The organism is Sinorhizobium sp. (genome assembly GCF_059070375.1).
In genome coordinates, this window is sequence record NZ_JCACWC010000001.1 from 111,235 (window position 1) to 127,222 (window position 15,988).

At 60.5% G+C, this 15,988-nt stretch carries 16 protein-coding genes; 8 read left to right on the forward strand and 8 right to left on the reverse strand.

Annotation, left to right across the window (positions count from 1 at the left end):
* Nucleotides 1-40 precede the first annotated feature (40 nt).
* On the reverse strand, nucleotides 41-892 hold the full coding sequence (locus AC5J09_RS00560; protein WP_338280486.1) for a sugar phosphate isomerase/epimerase family protein: 852 nt from the start codon (nucleotides 890-892) through the stop codon (nucleotides 41-43).
* Between the two features lie 311 nt (nucleotides 893-1,203).
* Here AC5J09_RS00560 and AC5J09_RS00565 point away from each other — a divergent pair, with 311 nt between their 5' ends.
* From AC5J09_RS00565 to AC5J09_RS00580, 4 genes are read left to right on the forward strand one after another with little or no spacing between them, the layout of a single operon-like run.
* Nucleotides 1,204-2,091, forward strand: coding sequence for a sugar phosphate isomerase/epimerase family protein (locus AC5J09_RS00565; RefSeq protein ID WP_324765070.1), 888 nt, complete (start codon nucleotides 1,204-1,206; stop codon nucleotides 2,089-2,091).
* A 55-nt stretch (nucleotides 2,092-2,146) separates the two neighbouring features.
* Complete coding sequence (locus tag AC5J09_RS00570; RefSeq protein ID WP_324765071.1) at nucleotides 2,147-3,316, forward strand: mandelate racemase/muconate lactonizing enzyme family protein; 1,170 nt, start codon at nucleotides 2,147-2,149, stop codon at nucleotides 3,314-3,316.
* A gap of 2 nt (nucleotides 3,317-3,318) precedes the next feature.
* Nucleotides 3,319-4,011 carry a FadR/GntR family transcriptional regulator gene (locus tag AC5J09_RS00575; protein WP_100673692.1) on the forward strand — a complete coding sequence of 231 codons (693 nt, stop codon included), beginning with the start codon at nucleotides 3,319-3,321 and terminating at the stop codon, nucleotides 4,009-4,011.
* Between the two features lie 25 nt (nucleotides 4,012-4,036).
* On the forward strand, nucleotides 4,037-5,011 hold the full coding sequence (locus AC5J09_RS00580; protein ID WP_494296566.1) for an NAD(P)-dependent oxidoreductase: 975 nt from the start codon (nucleotides 4,037-4,039) through the stop codon (nucleotides 5,009-5,011).
* 107 nt (nucleotides 5,012-5,118) lie between these two features.
* Here AC5J09_RS00580 and AC5J09_RS00585 read toward each other — a convergent pair whose 3' ends face one another.
* The 7 genes from AC5J09_RS00585 to AC5J09_RS00615 all read right to left on the reverse strand — a co-directional run bounded on the left by AC5J09_RS00585 (nucleotide 5,119) and on the right by AC5J09_RS00615 (nucleotide 11,817).
* The gene (locus AC5J09_RS00585; RefSeq protein ID WP_324765074.1) at nucleotides 5,119-6,195 is read right to left on the reverse strand and encodes an ABC transporter ATP-binding protein; all 1,077 of its coding nucleotides are present in this window, start codon (nucleotides 6,193-6,195) and stop codon (nucleotides 5,119-5,121) included.
* Nucleotides 6,195-7,304 (reverse strand): ABC transporter ATP-binding protein, encoded by a 1,110-nt coding sequence (locus tag AC5J09_RS00590; protein WP_275598439.1) that lies wholly within the window; start codon nucleotides 7,302-7,304, stop codon nucleotides 6,195-6,197. Before AC5J09_RS00590 ends, AC5J09_RS00585 begins: the two co-directional genes overlap by 1 nt.
* Nucleotides 7,301-7,501 carry a hypothetical protein gene (locus AC5J09_RS00595; protein ID WP_275598438.1) on the reverse strand — a complete coding sequence of 67 codons (201 nt, stop codon included), beginning with the start codon at nucleotides 7,499-7,501 and terminating at the stop codon, nucleotides 7,301-7,303. The genes AC5J09_RS00590 and AC5J09_RS00595 overlap by 4 nt, the downstream gene beginning before the upstream one ends.
* Nucleotides 7,498-8,457, reverse strand: coding sequence for a carbohydrate ABC transporter permease (locus tag AC5J09_RS00600; protein WP_324765075.1), 960 nt, complete (start codon nucleotides 8,455-8,457; stop codon nucleotides 7,498-7,500). Before AC5J09_RS00600 ends, AC5J09_RS00595 begins: the two co-directional genes overlap by 4 nt.
* Before the next feature lies 1 nt (nucleotide 8,458).
* The gene (locus AC5J09_RS00605) at nucleotides 8,459-9,364 is read right to left on the reverse strand and encodes a carbohydrate ABC transporter permease (RefSeq protein ID WP_018098158.1); all 906 of its coding nucleotides are present in this window, start codon (nucleotides 9,362-9,364) and stop codon (nucleotides 8,459-8,461) included.
* A 147-nt stretch (nucleotides 9,365-9,511) separates the two neighbouring features.
* A complete protein-coding gene (locus AC5J09_RS00610; RefSeq protein WP_494296567.1) occupies nucleotides 9,512-10,819 on the reverse strand; it encodes an ABC transporter substrate-binding protein in 1,308 nt (435 codons plus the stop codon).
* A gap of 356 nt (nucleotides 10,820-11,175) precedes the next feature.
* Entirely contained in the window at nucleotides 11,176-11,817 is a 642-nt protein-coding gene (locus AC5J09_RS00615) for a TetR/AcrR family transcriptional regulator (protein ID WP_275598437.1), read from the reverse strand.
* A 104-nt stretch (nucleotides 11,818-11,921) separates the two neighbouring features.
* Between AC5J09_RS00615 and AC5J09_RS00620 the strand changes: the two genes are divergently transcribed.
* Genes AC5J09_RS00620 through AC5J09_RS00635 form a run of 4 tightly spaced genes read left to right on the forward strand, consistent with a single transcriptional unit; the run spans nucleotide 11,922 to nucleotide 15,636 of the window.
* A complete protein-coding gene (locus AC5J09_RS00620; protein ID WP_494296568.1) occupies nucleotides 11,922-13,160 on the forward strand; it encodes a Tm-1-like ATP-binding domain-containing protein in 1,239 nt (412 codons plus the stop codon).
* Nucleotides 13,129-13,971, forward strand: coding sequence for a phosphoenolpyruvate hydrolase family protein (locus AC5J09_RS00625; protein WP_494296569.1), 843 nt, complete (start codon nucleotides 13,129-13,131; stop codon nucleotides 13,969-13,971). Before AC5J09_RS00620 ends, AC5J09_RS00625 begins: the two co-directional genes overlap by 32 nt.
* 29 nt (nucleotides 13,972-14,000) lie before the next feature.
* On the forward strand, nucleotides 14,001-14,414 hold the full coding sequence (locus AC5J09_RS00630; RefSeq protein ID WP_029963114.1) for a cupin domain-containing protein: 414 nt from the start codon (nucleotides 14,001-14,003) through the stop codon (nucleotides 14,412-14,414).
* A gap of 34 nt (nucleotides 14,415-14,448) precedes the next feature.
* Complete coding sequence (locus tag AC5J09_RS00635) at nucleotides 14,449-15,636, forward strand: M24 family metallopeptidase (protein WP_494296570.1); 1,188 nt, start codon at nucleotides 14,449-14,451, stop codon at nucleotides 15,634-15,636.
* Nucleotides 15,637-15,988 lie beyond the last annotated feature (352 nt).

Sequence of the window (15,988 nt, forward strand, 5' to 3'; positions counted from 1 at the left end):
AACTGGAGCTTCTAGGATGTAGTCCGGAAGGCCGGGTCTGTCATGCCGCTGCCTCCCATCCGTCCCGGATGTGACGGTATCCATCCCGGTAGACCTCTTCGGGGGTCTCGGAGAAATCGCGCCAGACCTTCGTTGCGGCCGCGAGGTCTTTCAATGCGCGGCCGAAGGCCTCGATTGTCAGCCAGCCGTCATAGCCGCTCGCACGGATTTCCTTGAAGGTCTCCGGCCATGGAATGTTGCCACGGCCCGGCACCCCGCGGTCGTTCTCCGAGATGTGGACATGAACAATGCGGTGCGCATTGCGGGTGAAGGCCCCTACGGGGTCGGCTTCTTCGATATTGCTGTGGAAGGTGTCGTACATGGCGCGAATATTCGGATGCCCGATCGCGTCAATATGGGCAGCAAGGTCGTCCATTGTGTTGACGAGATAACACTCGAAGCGGTTCAGCGCCTCAAGTGCAACGGTGACACCGCGCTGAGCGGCATGATCGCCGATCGCGCGCTGCGAGGAAATGGACCGCCTCAGTTCTGCGGCGGTGGGCCCGGTACCGGAGAACTGGCCGAGCGTAGAATGCAGTGGACCGCTTAACGTGTGCGCGCCCAGGGCGGCCGCGCAGTCGATAGCCCATTGCATGTAAGCAATGCCGCGCTTGCGTGTCGCATTGTCAGGCGAAATCAGGTTCATGGAAGGGTCGCTCATGGCAGACACTGCGGTGCGCTCCAGACCTATGCGATCGAGCAATGCGCCGAGGCGGCGGTACTCGTCCGGAGCGCCCTCGAAGATCGGTATCTCTACCCCGTCGAAGCCGGTCGCCCTGATGTCCCGGAGTAGCTTTTCATGTTTCCGGCCGACGCTCGTCGTCCACAGAAACATGCACATACCGATCTTCATGGTTCCATCCTCCCGTTTCTCACTGCCGCGGCAACGCCTCCCACGCCGATCGCAATCTGGTAATACCAAATGCGGCGATCTGGTCAAGTTAGCGACGTCAATGATTTAGGACAGAAGCGCCGCGAACGGGGTAAACGTGTAAAAACGCCCAGAAATGCAAGGCTTCGTAAGCGGCTTGCCGGCAGAGGTATTTTGGGATAGACCTTCTATGAAGCAGAATTGGCCAAACCAGAATGGGTTCGGTCGGAGTGGAGGAGATGCCCCGGCACTCTCGAGTGCCGCGGCAGTAACGATGGTTTGGGAGGACGTTTATGCACCTTTCGACGCACAACTGGATGCGGGCGGAGCCTCTCGCCGTCACGCTGAAACGCATCAAGAAGTACGGCTACGAGAGCATCGAGATTTCAGGCGAGCCGGCCCAGTATGACATCAAGGACACGCGCGCACTGCTCAAAGAACACGGCATTCGCTGCTGGGGCGCGGTGACGCTAACGCTCGGCGAGCGCAACCTCGCAGCCAAGGATGAGGGCCAGCGGGCAAAGTCAGTGGATTACGTGAAGAGTGTTATAACGATGGTGAGTGAGCTCGAAGGCGAGATCGTCACCCTTGTACCTGCGACCGTCGGCAAGGTTGTTCCGGATGGCACCGAGGAGGAAGAATGGCAGTGGGTCGTGGAGGCGACGAAGGAGTGCTTCGCTCACGCGCGGGGAAAGGGCATCCGGCTGGCGATTGAACCGCTCAACCGGTTCGAGACTTATCTCTTCAACCGCGCTGCCCAAGCGCTCGCGCTAGCCGACGCAGTTGATCCCGATTGCGGCGTTTGCCTCGATGCTTTTCACCTCAACATCGAGGAGGAGGACATATACGACGCGATCAGGCTTGCCGGAAACCGGCTTTTCGATTTCCATGTGGCGGACAACAACCGCTTTGCGGCGGGCCTCGGCCATCTCGACTGGCCGAAGATCGTCGCCACTTTGAAAGAGATCGGATATGACGGCGCGCTCACCAATGAGTTCGTGGCTCCGGTAGACCGCACGCCAGCGGCGAAATACCGCGATATGGTCGAGCGCAATCCGGTCGATATCCCGCCGGAGCAGCTCAAATTCATCCAGGACCACGGATCGAGCTTGCTGACCGAGAAGTTCTACGATGACCAGATGCGGATCACCGCAGAGACCATCCTGCCGCTGATCAAGTGAGGGACGGGTCCCGAGTATGCCCTGCGGCCGGCGTGCTGCGGGGTTGGGAGGCGAAATGCGTATCAAGACTGTCCAAGCCTGGTGGGTTCGCATACCTATCGAAGCCAATCGGCAGCATCGCAGCGATTTTGGTCGCCTGACAACCTTCGACGCGGCGATCCTGCGCATAGAAACAGATGACGGGATCGTGGGGTGGGGCGAGGGCAAGAATGCTGCGGGCAGCGCGGGTACTTACGGCACCCTCGTTCACATGCTCAACTATGAAGTGGGTCCGAGGCTCGTCGGTCGCGACGCCGCCGATATCTCTGCCATCTGGGAGATGCTCTACAATGGCGTGCGCCACGAAACGGCGGCGGTGTCAGGTCATGCTATGCCGGAGCTTTCACGCCGGGGCCTCTCGATTGCCGCGATCAGTGCCGTCGACATCGCATTGTGGGACATCCTTGGCAAATCGCTGGGCGTGCCGGTATGGAAGCTGCTCGGCGGGCGTAAAGCGGATCGGCTGCCTGCTTATGCTTCCGGCGGGTGGGAAAGTGCCGAAAAGATCGGCGCCCAACTGGAGTCCTACCTTGCCAGTGGCGGTTTCAAGGCGGTCAAGATGAGGGTCGGAGCGATGGACCGCGCACCGCATGTCTCGGCGGCCCGCGTGCGTGCTGCCCGCAAGGCGCTTGGCCCCTCGGTGGATATCATGGTCGATGCGCATGGCACCTATACGGTTGCCGACGCGAAACGTTTCATCCAGCTCGTCCGGGATTGCGATCTTGCCTGGTTCGAGGAGCCGGTGATCGCAGACGATAAGGCCGGCATGGCGGAAGTGCGCGCCGCTGGAAACGTGCCGATCGCAGCCGGCGAGAGCGAGGCCACTCGCTTCGCTTTCCGCGACCTTGCGGTGCTGCGATCAGCCGATATTTTCCAACCCGATCCGGCGTTCTGCGGTGGCATTACGGAGGCCATGCGCATCGGCGCGATCGCCAGTGCCTTCAACCTCCGTCTTGCCCCGCATTTGTGGGCCGGTGCCCCGTGCTTCTTCTCTGGTCTGCACATCTGCGCGGCCTCCCCGGCAAGCTTCGTCATCGAATACTCGGTCGGCGCGAATCCGATGATCCACGACCTCGTCGAGGAGACTGTCGCCGTGAGAGACGGGATGCTAGAGATTCCCGATAAACCCGGCTTGGGATTTACGATAAAGGAGCGCGTCCTGGAGACTCATGCGCAAAGACTGTAATCATGAAAGAAAACAATCTGCTTTCGGACCTGGCGGCCCATCTATTTTCAACTTCGAGCGGCAGTGGACGAACACCCTCGGAGCGGGAGCTCGCCGAGCACTTCGCCGTCAGCCGGGGACAGCTCCGGGAGGCTCTGGCAATCCTGGAAGCCATGCGCATTGTGGAGCGTCGGCCAAAGTCGGGTATCTATCTGACGACGACGGAGGCGAGTGTCGAAGCCATAGCACTCTTCGCGCGCGCTGGCGTGCCACTCGACCCGATCGTGATCTACGAGACGGTGGAACTCCGCAAGATCCACGAAATCAAGGCTGCGGAGCTCGCCTGCGCGCGGGCGACGGAGGAGAACTACGAACGGCTGCGCGAAATTCTCGCCGCTTCCGAGGCGAAGATCGCTGCAGGCGAGGGCCTCGCGCGCGAAGACAGGGACTTTCATCTGGAGATCGTGCGGGCGACGAAGAACAGCGTGTTCCACCGGATCTGCAGCGTCTATTACACGATGGGCGAACAGCGACTGCCTATCTACTTCGCTGATATCGCCCGCAGCCGCCGCTCGCATGAAGAACATATCCGTATCTACGAGGCGCTGCTCGCACGCGATGGCAATCTCGCCCAAGCTTTGATGAACGCGCATCTTCAGGGCGCGGAAAGCTACTGGAAGGGCCTCATCGGGGGGCCTGCGACAGCCGCGGAGTAGTCCCCGGTCGGCAATGAGGAGGCCGATGAGTTTCATTTTCTCGACCCACCGCCTGCACCCCGACGCCGAAGTTATGCTGAAGGCGGCGGGTGATCTTCGCGTCGCGTCCGCCCCCGATCCCGAGACGTTGCTTCGCGAAGGTGAGGGTGCGGAGATTGTCATCGTGCGCGCGCCGATACCGCCGGCCTTCTTCGAAAATGTACCGGCCCTGCGCGCCGTAGTCCGGCACGGTGCGGGGCTCGACATGATTCCCTATGACGCGGCCACGGCCGCCGGTGTGCTTATCGCCAACGTGCCGGCCGTTAACGCACCGACCGTTGCGGAGCACGTCTTCATGGTGACGCTTGCGCTGCTGCGCCAGTTCCGTCCTATGGACCGCGATCTCAGAAACATGGGTTGGAGTGCTGGGCGAGCCCACTGCGACCGAGCACTTGATCTCGCTGGCCGCATCATGGGCGTCATCGGCATGGGCAATGTGGGAAAGGCGGTCTTCCGGATCGCGAAGTACGGGTTCCAGCTGGAGGTCGTTGCGAACAGCCGCTCGCCGGAAAGCCTGCCGAACGGTGTCCGGTTTCTCTCAGTCGACGATCTGGTTTCGACGGCTGATATCGTCGTTCTCTGTTGCCCGCTCACGCCCGAGACGACCGGGCTTCTAAGCCGCGAGCGAATTGCGCGCATGAAGCCGGGCGCGATCCTCGTCAACGTGTCGCGCGGTCCGGTCGTGGATGATGGTGCGTTGATCGAGGCGCTAGAGCTGGGGCGTATCGGCGGCGCTGCCCTTGACGTGTTCTCTACACAGCCCCTCCCGTCCGAGCATCCCTACTTCCGGCAGGACAATGTGATCGTGACGCCTCATCTCGCCGGTATTACAGAGCAAAGCATGATGCGCATGGGAATAGGAGCTGCGGCCGAAGCGATCCGCGTCATGGAAGGGGGATTGCCCGTTAATCTCCGCAACGCTGAGGTTGTGGAACACTACAGGCGACGGTTCCCTGCATAGGGCTTCGCCCAACCCGGATGGACGCGTCCTGATGGTCATGTGAATGACGCGCAAGCGGGCGGGAAGGCACGACCAGGATGGAATCGGTTTTTGTCGTTAATGACGCCTCAGCCAGCATGGCGCAGGCTTATCCCGCTTCCGCCGTCGAAGAGCACGACTTTTTCCGGATTCCAGGAGAAGCGAACAGACTCCTCGATCTCGAGGTCGGCCTGAGCTGGCACCGTCGCCTGCAAGAAGTGGTTGCCTGTACGAAGCGTGACGATCTTTTCGACGCCATGGTTCTCGACGTCGTGCACGCGGGCCTCGCCGGGTGCGCCGCTTTCGAGGAAGAGATCCTCAGGGCGGATGCCGAAGGTCAGGGGCCGTCCGTCAAGCGCGGCGCCGAGCGCAGCATCAAAAGGCAAGCGGTAGCCTTCGTCAGCGATAGCCTCGCTGGCCGCGAGCTTGCCGGAGATCAGGTTCATCGGCGGCGATCCAACTGCACGTGCAACGAAAGTGTTGACTGGATTGCGATAGATTTCCTGTGGGGTGCCTGTCTGAACGAGCTGGCCGTTGTTGAGTACGCCGATCTTGTCGCCCATCGACATGGCTTCGATCTGATCGTGGGTGACGAAGAGAAAGGTCGCGCCGAGATTCATCTGAAGGTTCTTGAGTTCAGTGCGCAGCGCCTCGCGCAGTTTGGCGTCGAGGGCGGAAAGGGGCTCGTCCATCAGAAAGACGCGCGGCTTGCGCACGATGGCGCGGCCGATGGACACGCGCTGCATCTCGCCACCCGATAGGCGGTCCGTCTTGCGGTCGAGCAGATGCTCAATGCGGAGCGTCCTCGCGACACGGGCGACACGCTCCTTGATTTCGACCGGTTCGACACGCCGTATGCGAGATTTCAGCGGAAATTCGAGATTCTCGCGGACGGTATAGCGGGGATAGAGCGAATACTGCTGCAGCACGAGCGCCACGTCGCGCTCGGCGGCGCCCCAGTCGCCGACATCCTCACCGTCGATGAAGATCTGTCCGCTCGTAGGCTTCTCGAGCCCGGCAATCAGCCTGAGGGTCGTCGTCTTGCCGGCGCCGGTCTCGCCGAGCAGCACGAAAAACTCCCCGTCGGCAATTTCCAAACTGAGATCCCTCAGGGCGGTGTGGGTTCCGAAGGTCTTGGTGATGCCTTTGAGTTCGATATGCGCCATCAGAGCCTGATCCCGAAAGATGTGCCAGTCGAGCTGTCGAAGAAGTGCGCCTGAGCCGGATCTATGCGAGCCCAGACGGCCTCGCCGGGCCGGGGTACGAAACCACTTTTTGTCCGCGCGCGTAGCATCTGATCGCCAACCTGTAGGTCTATGATGTCATGCGAGCCGAGCGGTTCGATGATATGGGCCTCGACGGGCACGAAGCCCTCACGTGCTTCCCTCGACACGAGAACCCCTTCAGGTCGTACGCCGAGGGTGAGATTTCCGTTTGGAGCCCCAGCGACAGCGAGCTGGGCCGTGAGATTCGACGGAAAATCGAAGGACGTTGGAGCACCTCCCACCACGACGCGCGCATGCCCCGCGTCCTCGCAAACCGTCACGTCAGACATGTTCATTACCGGACTCCCGACAAACTGCGCGACGAACATGTTGGCAGGACGAGCGTAGACCTCGTGAGGGCTGCCGACTTGCTGCAGCACACCTTCGTGCATGACGACAATGCGATCGGCGAGGGACATCGCTTCGACCTGGTCATGGGTGACGTAGATCGTTGTCGAGCCCTGTTTGATGTGAAGTCGCTTGATTTCAGCGCGCATCTCTTCGCGGAGCTTCGCGTCAAGCGCCCCGATCGGCTCATCCATAAGCATCGCCTTGGGACGCCGGACGAGTGCCCGACCGATCGCCACGCGCTGCATGTCGCCGCCGGAAAGAGCGGAGGGTTTTTTGGTGAGCAGATGGGTGATCTGGAGCGTTTTTGCAACCGCCTGAACCTCGCGCTCGATGTCCGTAGGGTTGCCGCGCGTGGCGCGGAGCGGGAAGGCGATATTCTCGAAGACCGTCATGTGCGGGTAGAGCGAGAAGGACTGGAACACAAAGGCGATGTCTCGGTGCGACGCCTTTATGTGCTGCACCGGCTGACCGTCTATGAGGATGTCGCCTTCATCGATCGTTTCGAGCCCGGCGATCGCGCGTAGAGTGGTCGTCTTGCCGCAGCCGGACTGGCCAAGCAGAACAATGAACTCGTTGTCGGCGATGGTGAGATTGAGGTCCTTGATGACCTGAACGGCACCAAAGTGCTTCTCAATCCCGCGTAATTCAATCTGCGTCATGGCCTGCTCTCGTCAGCATTCTGTTCCGGCGGTACCTTCGACGTGATCATGAAGGCAATCAGTCCAACTAACGTCATCGTCAGTCCATAGCGATGAAGGAACAGGTTCCACGGCTGGCACAGCGCGATGATCCCGAATATCATCAGGAGCTGCGCGCCTGGCGCGAGATACTTCTGATTTATGGCACGAAACGTCATTTGCGGATCGCTCCGAAGCTCATGCCGCGCAGGAGATGGTTCCTGAGCAGGAAGGTGAAGATTGCGACCGGTAACAGGAACAGGAAGGTACCTGCCGCGATGACTGTCCAATCCGGAAGGCCAGAGCCGACCTGGCTTGGGATGAAGGGCGGTGCCGTTTGCGCGCGCCGGTTCGTCATGATCAGCGCGAAAGCATATTCATTCCACGCTGTGATGAAGCAAAAGACGGCGGTCGCGGCGATCCCTGTGGCGGCCTCTGGCAGCACAATCTTGAAGAAGGCTTCCAAGCGCGTGTAGCCGTCGACGAGCGCCGCTTCCTCGTATTCCTTCGGAATCTCGTCGATGAAGCCCTTCATCAGCCAGACCGAGAAGGACAGATTGAAGGCGGTGTAGAGGATGATAAGACCCCAGTGAGTGTCGTTCAGCCCGACAGCCCGGTACATCAGGAACATGGGGATCGCCACGACCACGGGCGGCAGCATGCGTGTCGATAAAATGAAGAACAACAGGTCCGCTTCGCCCTTCACTTTGAAACGCGAGAAGCCGTAGGCCGTGAAGGTGCCCATGCCGACGGCGAGCACCGTAGAGGTGATCGCCACGATGAGCGAATTCATGAAGCGGTTGGGGTAGCCGGATAACTGCACCTCACCGCGTCCCGAACGCACGACCTTTTCCCCCCCGTCGAAGACCAGCCGTTCCCACCAGGGAGCGGCAGCATAGTCTTCGGGATCCGGTGCTGACCGCAACTGAGAGCGCTTGGTGAAGAGCTTGACGAACGGCGAGATCTCCGGCTCGAATATGACCGTCGGGGGGATGGTCGTCGCGAGGTTGCGCGGCTTGAAGGCCGTAGACGTGATCCAATAGATCGGTGCGAGGAACAGCAGCGTGATTACGAGCACGGCGGCGATCGCTACCCGGTTCAGCGCGCGCTCGGAGCGAGTCTGGACAGCCGCCATCTCAGCGCTCCTTCACCCTGTTGAGATATTTGACGTAAATGTTGGTGATCGCGAGCACCATGATCAGCACTATGTAGGCGAGTGCGCAGGACCGCCCGGTCTGCCATTCCTGAAACGCCATCTTGTAGAGGCGGATTGAGATCACCTCCGTGGTCGGTTGGCTGGTGAGAATGTAGGCGAGATCAAAAGTCTTGAAAGCCTCCATCGTGCGAAAGATGATTGCGATCATGAGTATCGGCGCAACGAGCGGCAGAGTGATACGGAAGAACGTGTAGAACGGTCCCGCTCGGTCAATGGCAGCCGCCTCGTAAAGGTGCCTCGGTACGGCCGAGAGGCCTGCGAGCGAGAGCAACATCACGAAGGGTGACCACATCCAGATGTCGGTGATGGCGACAGCGTAGAGTGCCATTTCGGGATTCGCCAGCCACTCGAAAGAGCCGAGGCCGAGCGCGTAGTTGATGATGCCGAAGGAAGGATCGTAGAGTAGTTTCCAGAAGAGCCCGACCACCGCCATCGACAACATCATCGGCAGCAGAAGCAGTGTCGTGATGAGACCCTTGAAGGGGATTTCACGGTTGAGCAGCATCGCCGTGCCAAAACCGACGGCAACTTGACCGGCAACCGACACGATCACGTATTTCGCCGTAATTGCGAAGTTCGCCCAGATGAAGGGGTCGTTTAACAGTTCCCGGTAGTTCTGCAGGCCGACGAAGGTGGCCGGCGCGTTCGTCGAAGCACGAAAGTCGGTGAACGAATAGCCGAGCGAGTAGATCAACGGGAAGATGTTGAAGACGATCAGGAACAGGATCGTCGGAATAATGAACAGATTGCGAATTTTGATGTCGCTCAAGCCGCGCGAAGCAGCGCGCGACTTCGAATCCAACGATGTCATAACCACGGTGGCCAATGTGCTCCTCCTCCCAGAGCCGACGCCGGGCGCACTTGCGCCATCTGTTGCGTATTGCCTGAGCGCGGCGCCGCGTCCGGCGCGAGCCCTGTCCGGTGCCAAGTTGAAGAGCGGGAGGGAGCCGGGCACCCACCCGCGTGTCGTTCGTTATTGGCGGCCGTACTTTTTGAAGGTCGCGTTCCAGTCCTTGGCGAGAGCGTCGAGCGCCTCTTTCGCTGTACCCTGGCCGGCCGTCACATAGGGATAAATGCGTTGGTTCATCTGGATCAGCAGCTCGGCATATTCGGGCGTTGCCCAGAAGTCCTTCACTCTGAACATGGTCTCGTAGAATGCATTGTTGTAGGGCGTGGCGTTTTGGAACTCTTCGGACTCCAATACCTTGGCGCTTGCCGTGTAACCGCCGAGCTCGGCCCAGCGCTTCTGTGTCTCGTCCTTGACGAACCACTCAAGGAATTTCATCGCCTCTTCCTTGTTCTCCGAATAGGAGACGATGGAGATGCCCTGGCCTCCGAGAGCGGCATACTGGTCGCCCTCCGGGCCGGCCGGGTTGGCAAAGAAGCCGGTGACCTTCGCGTTCGGGTTTGATGCTTCGTTGACCAGCGCCGGGAAGAAGGCGAAGTAGTTCATGCTCATCGCCGCCAGATTTTCGGTGATCGCCTGGTTGTTCTCGACGAAGAAGGACTTGGCCCAGCCAGGAGGGGTGAAGCCGTAAAGCTCGCGGTAGGCTTCCAAAGCCTTGACGTTCTTCTCCGAGTTGATGATCCCGTCGACCTTGTAAGTGCTGTAGTCTCCGAGTTCTCCTCCGAAAGAGAAGATGGCGTTCTCTACGCCCATAACGAGGCCGTCATAGGAGTTGTCGGTGTAGATCGCGATGCCGTAGCGCTTCTGGTCCGGACGATGGAAGAACTCGGCGATGTCGCGCAACTGCTTCCAGTCCTTGGGCGGAGCGAGGTCATAGCCATACTTCGCCTTGAAGGCTTCCATCTCCTTCGGGTCCTCGAACCAGTCCTTGCGGTATGACCACCCGACAGCGTCGCCCTCAGCAGGGATCGACCAGTACTTGCCGGAGTTCGCAGGATACTCCGAGTAGTACTTCACCGTGGCTGGAGCCATCACCTCGTTTAGCTTGTGCTGGTTGAAGAACTCGGTGAGGTCGACGTAGTGGCCGGCTTCCGATGCGGCGCCGATCCACTGTGAGTCGCCGACGACCATGTCATAGGCCGAGCCCTTGGCGTTGAATTCGGTAAAGGCCTTCGTTTGAAAGTCCGCCCATGGAGTCGTTTCGACCGTGACCTTCACGCCGGTCTCGGCCTCGTATTCGTTTACAAGCTCCTGGAGATAATTGGCGGGGTCCCATTCGGCCCAGAAAATCGTCAGTTCTTGTGATTGCGCGGAAGTCCCGCAGGCGAACATAAAGCTGATACCAGCCACCAGACCGGCCACTGTCTTGCGCATAATATTCCTCCCCTTTTGTGTATCCCGCCCCGCCTTTTCCACGGCGGTTCGTCTGTCAAATCCTCCTGATTGGCGCTTCTGCGGCGGGTCCTCCTCCGACCCTTGCGGCCTGGGACAGATATTAAGCCCAAGCGAACGCAGCACCAATCTGGTATTACCAAATCTCACGAGCGTCAAGGGTACTGTTTCCTCGCCATTGCCGCAGGCCACCGCTCGCAATGCCGGGAGTGTTACGGAATTAAACCTGCATGCCTTACCCCCAGTTCAACCAGGAATGAGTTGTCCATAAGTCGTCATGCACGCGCATTATCTAAATTGGTCAAACCAGTTCCTCGAGTCGACGAGAATGCGCGAGATCATGTCGCGGATTGCGCATCGCGGACCGCCGCCTCGACCAAGGCTGCCGCCGCCCATTCTGCAACCGCTTGTGCACGTTCGGACGAGAGGCCCCAAATATCCTTAAGCACGACCAGCACCTCGACACCGAAAACAAGCGAGAGCGCCTGAGCCAACTGCTCGCGGGCCTCAGCCGGCACCTTGCCCTCGAGTGGCACGGTGACTTGTCGAAGGAGCTCGACGCGGTGCCCTCGCGTGAGCTGTGGTTCGTTACCAAGCGTGCCTGCCTGCCGCTGCGCCCACTGATCGAGCGAGAGCTTCAGTGCAGCCTTGAACGTCGCTTCGAACTCGTCGATGCGCGGCATGGCAGTTGCGAGCAGATCCCCAACGCGGGTGAGCGCATCGGGTGCCTCGGATCTCCAGTCGAGGATCGGGCCGAGCGCCTCGTGCACCACCGCATGAACCAGCGCCGCCTGGCTCGGAAAGTATCGGTAGGCAGTGGCGCGCGAAACTTCGGCGGCTTCCGCGACCTCACTCACCGAGGGGGTTATACCGGACTGCATCAACCGTGTGGCGGTATCCAACATGAGTTTGCGTGTGCGGGCTCGGGGACCGCGTTCGGCGTGTGTGGCGGATTCGCTCTGTTGACGTGAGACATCCATATCTTTACGATACGCGCATCTCATAATTTTGCAAGTGTCGGCAAACCGGTCGGCATGAGGCGGCTTTCAAGGCAGAGGAGGGCCAGGGTCGCCGGGGAGGAGAGATGAAGCACATCTACGTCGTCGGCACGGCCGACACGAAGGGGGAGGAACTCGTTTATCTTGCGTCCTGCGTCGAGGCCGCGGGCGGCCAGCCTGTTTTGGTCGATGTCGGAACGCGTCGCCCCAAGGTAATGGTCGACATTTCCGCCGAAACCGTGGCCGCGGCCCATCCGGGCGGTGTCGCCGCGGTGCTTTCCGGCGACGACCGGGGAACGGCGATCGCTGCGATGGGCGAGGCCTTTGCGAGGTTCCTTCCCGCCCGGGACGACGTCGCCGGTGTGGTGGGCATGGGTGGCGGCGGCGGGACGTCGATCATCACCGCCGGCATGCGCAGGCTGCCGCTCGGGCTACCGAAGGTCATGGTCTCCACGCTCGCGTCCGGCGACGTGGCACCTTATGTTGACGTCTCAGACATCATCATGATGCCGTCGGTTACCGACATGGCCGGGCTCAACCGCGTGAGCCGCGTGATCCTAAAAAATGCGGCCGAGGCGATTACCGCCATGGCGAACAGGCCGGCAGACGAAACGGCCGCGAAGCCCGCTCTCGGCCTGACCATGTTCGGCGTGACGACGCCCTGTGTGACTGCCATCGTTGAACAATTGAAGGCCGACCATGACTGTTTGGTTTTCCACGCCACAGGCACCGGTGGACGAGCAATGGAGAAGCTTGCCGACAGCGGGCTTCTATCGGGTGTGCTCGACATCACGACGACGGAGGTGTGCGATCTTCTCTTCGGCGGCGTGTTGCCGGCGACCGAGGATCGTTTCGGCGCAATTGCGCGCACCGAATTGCCCTATGTCGGCTCCGTCGGGGCTTTGGATATGGTCAATTTCTGGGCGCCAGAGACGGTGCCGGAGCGATATTCCGGCCGGCTCTTGTACCGCCACAATCCAAACGTCACGCTCATGCGCACGACTCCGGAGGAATGCGCCGCGATCGGAAGATGGATTGGCGCAAAGCTGAACCTCTGCAGCGGACCTGTCCGGTTCCTGATCCCGGAGCGAGGCGTGTCGGCACTGGATATCGAGGGCGGCGCCTTCTTCGATCCTGCAGCGGATGCGGCGCTCTTCGAGGCATTGGAAGCCACCGTCGATAGAAATGACCGGCGCCGCATCGAACGCCTTCCGCTCCACATCAACGATCCGCAGTTCGCCGAGGCCGCAGTCGGCGCGTACCGAGACATTGCCAACTCTGAAAGAGACACCGATGCCACTAATCCCCCGCAAGACCATTCTTGAAAAGTTCCACGGCATGATCGCCGCCGGCAAGCCAATCATCGGAGGTGGGGCCGGAACGGGGATTTCGGCCAAGGCCGAGGAGGCCGGGGGCATCGACCTCATCATCATCTATAACTCCGGCCGTTACCGAATGGCGGGCCGTGGCTCGGCGGCCGGTCTGCTCGCCTATGGAAATGCCAATGAGATCGTGAAGGAAATGGCCTTGGAGGTGCTGCCGGTCGTGAAGGCGACACCGGTACTCGCCGGCGTCAATGGCACCGACCCATTCGTTTTCATGCCCCAGTTTCTCGCGGAACTGAAGGCCATGGGCTTTTCCGGCGTACAGAATTTCCCCACCATCGGCCTCTTCGATGGACGGATGCGGCGGAGCTTTGAGGAGACGGGGATGGGCTATGGTCTCGAGGTGGACATGATCGCCGAGGCCCACCGGCTCGACCTGCTGACGACACCCTATGTCTTCAACGAGGAAGAAGCGATCGCGATGACGAAGGCGGGTGCAGACATCGTTGTCGCTCATATGGGCGTTACCACGGGAGGTGCGATCGGCGCCACTTCCGCGATCTCGCTCGACGACTGCGCGACCGAAATCGACGCGATAGCGGCGGCCGCGCGCTCGGTACGCAAGGACGTCATTGTGCTCTGCCACGGGGGGCCGATTTCGATGCCGGAGGACGCAGGGTACGTCCTGGATCGTTGCCCAGGCTGCAATGGCTTTTATGGCGCAAGTTCCATGGAACGCCTGCCTGCCGAGGCGGCGATCCGCAAGCAGACGGAAGAGTTCAAGGCGCTTGCCATCAGTACGGTGGTTTGAAGCGAGCAGGATGCGGAGGAGGCCGCGGCATGGCAAAGGACAAATATTTTCTCTACCCGATTGATGTTGACAGTTTCGGCTTCGACTGGGGCCGGCTTGCGCTGACGGTCGCGCCGGAGGTGAACGGGGCTGAGCGCTTCTCGGGCGGTGTGGTGGATTTGCCGAGCGGCGAGGGGCATGCGCGTCACAATCATCCGGGAGCCGAAGAGATCATTTTCGTCATCTCGGGAGAGGGCGAGCAGATGGTGGAGGACGAGAACGGCGATCCGGTGACGCAGAGGGTTGGACCCGGTTGCACTATCTATGTACCGGAAAGCCGGTTCCACTCGACAAGGAACACGGGTCCCGGCCCGATGCAGCTTTTCGTGGTCTATTCACCGGCAGGCCCTGAGCGTGCGCTTCGGGATCTGCCGGATTTCCGTCTAATCCCGCCCGGTACTTAAGGGCGCACGACAACGGCTTTGTGGGAGAAATTCCGTGGACATCAGCCCAAGACAAACGCTAGCGGCGGGGCCCCCCTTCGATGCGGCGAAACTCGACAAGCTCATGGAGGAGGCGGGCATCGACGTTCTGCTCGCCACATCCAAGCACAACGCGCAGTACCTGCTGGGCGGTTACAAGTTCATCTTCTTCGCCGCAATGGATGCGATTGGCCACAGCCGCTATCTGCCGATCGTCGTTTATGAGAAGGGCTCCCCCGATCACTCGGCGTATATTGGCAACCGCATGGAAGGGGGAGAACACCAGAACAACCCTTTCTGGACACCCGCCGTTCATACGGCGACATGGGGTACACTCGACGCAGCAGCGCTTGCGGTCGAGCATCTGAGAAAGATCGGTAAGTCGGGTGCTCGCATCGGCATCGAACCGCCCTTCCTGCCGGCCGATGCGCGGGATCTGTTGGCTTCTCGCCTTGAAGGTGCGCGTTTCGTGGAGGCGACGCATACGCTCGAGCGACTGCGCTCGATCAAGACACCGCAAGAGCTGGAGAAGCTCAAGGTTGCCTCCGAACTGATCACTGATTCAATGCTCGCCACCATCGCGGCTGCACGAGAGGGATCCACCAAGGGCGAGATCATTGAACGGCTCAGGCGAGAAGAGACCAATCGCGGACTGTATTTCGAGTATTGCCTGCTGACCCTGGGTGCTAGTCACAACCGTGCGGCCTCTCCGCAGGCATGGGCGAAGGGTGAGGTGCTTTCGATTGATTCCGGCGGCAACTACCAGGGCTATATCGGTGACCTTTGCCGGATGGGCGTGCTCGGCGAGCCCGATGCGGAGCTCGAGGACTTGCTAGCTGAAGTCGATGCGATCCAGCAGGCAGCCTTTGCCAGGATCAAGGCCGGCGCGAGAGGCAGTGAGATGATTGCTTCGGCGGAAGAGGCTTTGAGAAGCTCGCCTTCGGCCGACTTTACCGACTTCTTCTGCCACGGCATGGGGCTCATCAGCCACGAAGCACCGTTCCTGATGACCAACCACCCCGTCGCTTACGAAGGCGTAGATGCGGATCGGCCCCTGGAGGCAGGCATGGTCATTTCCGTCGAGACGACGATGCTCCATCCGCAGCGCGGTTTCATCAAGCTCGAGGATACGCTCGCCGTCACGAAGGACGGATACGAAATGTTTGGCAACAGAGGGCGCGGTTGGAACCCTGGGGCGGTTTAGCGAGCGGCGAAACTGCTGCGAAAGAAGGGCACACGAAGGTGTGCCGGACTGGTATCAGATGTGGTAGATCTCGGTGCCTAGAACCTCAAGCCATTTCCGCATGAAGGCATGGGCCGTTCAGTCCTTTGCCGACACCATCGTGCCGTCGGCAGCGACCCGGTTGGGGGCAGGTCGATACGGGTGCCGCCAACCATTGTGACGTCCGGCTCGCAGGCGCTGAGAGCGCTGTGCCGCCCACGACATCGACGACGATCAGAATTCGTTCGCCGTGGCAGATCGTGAATAATCGTACGCAGGCGACGCTGGTGACGCGAAGCTCGATCTGTAGTCCAATCGCCATTGCAGCAGCGGT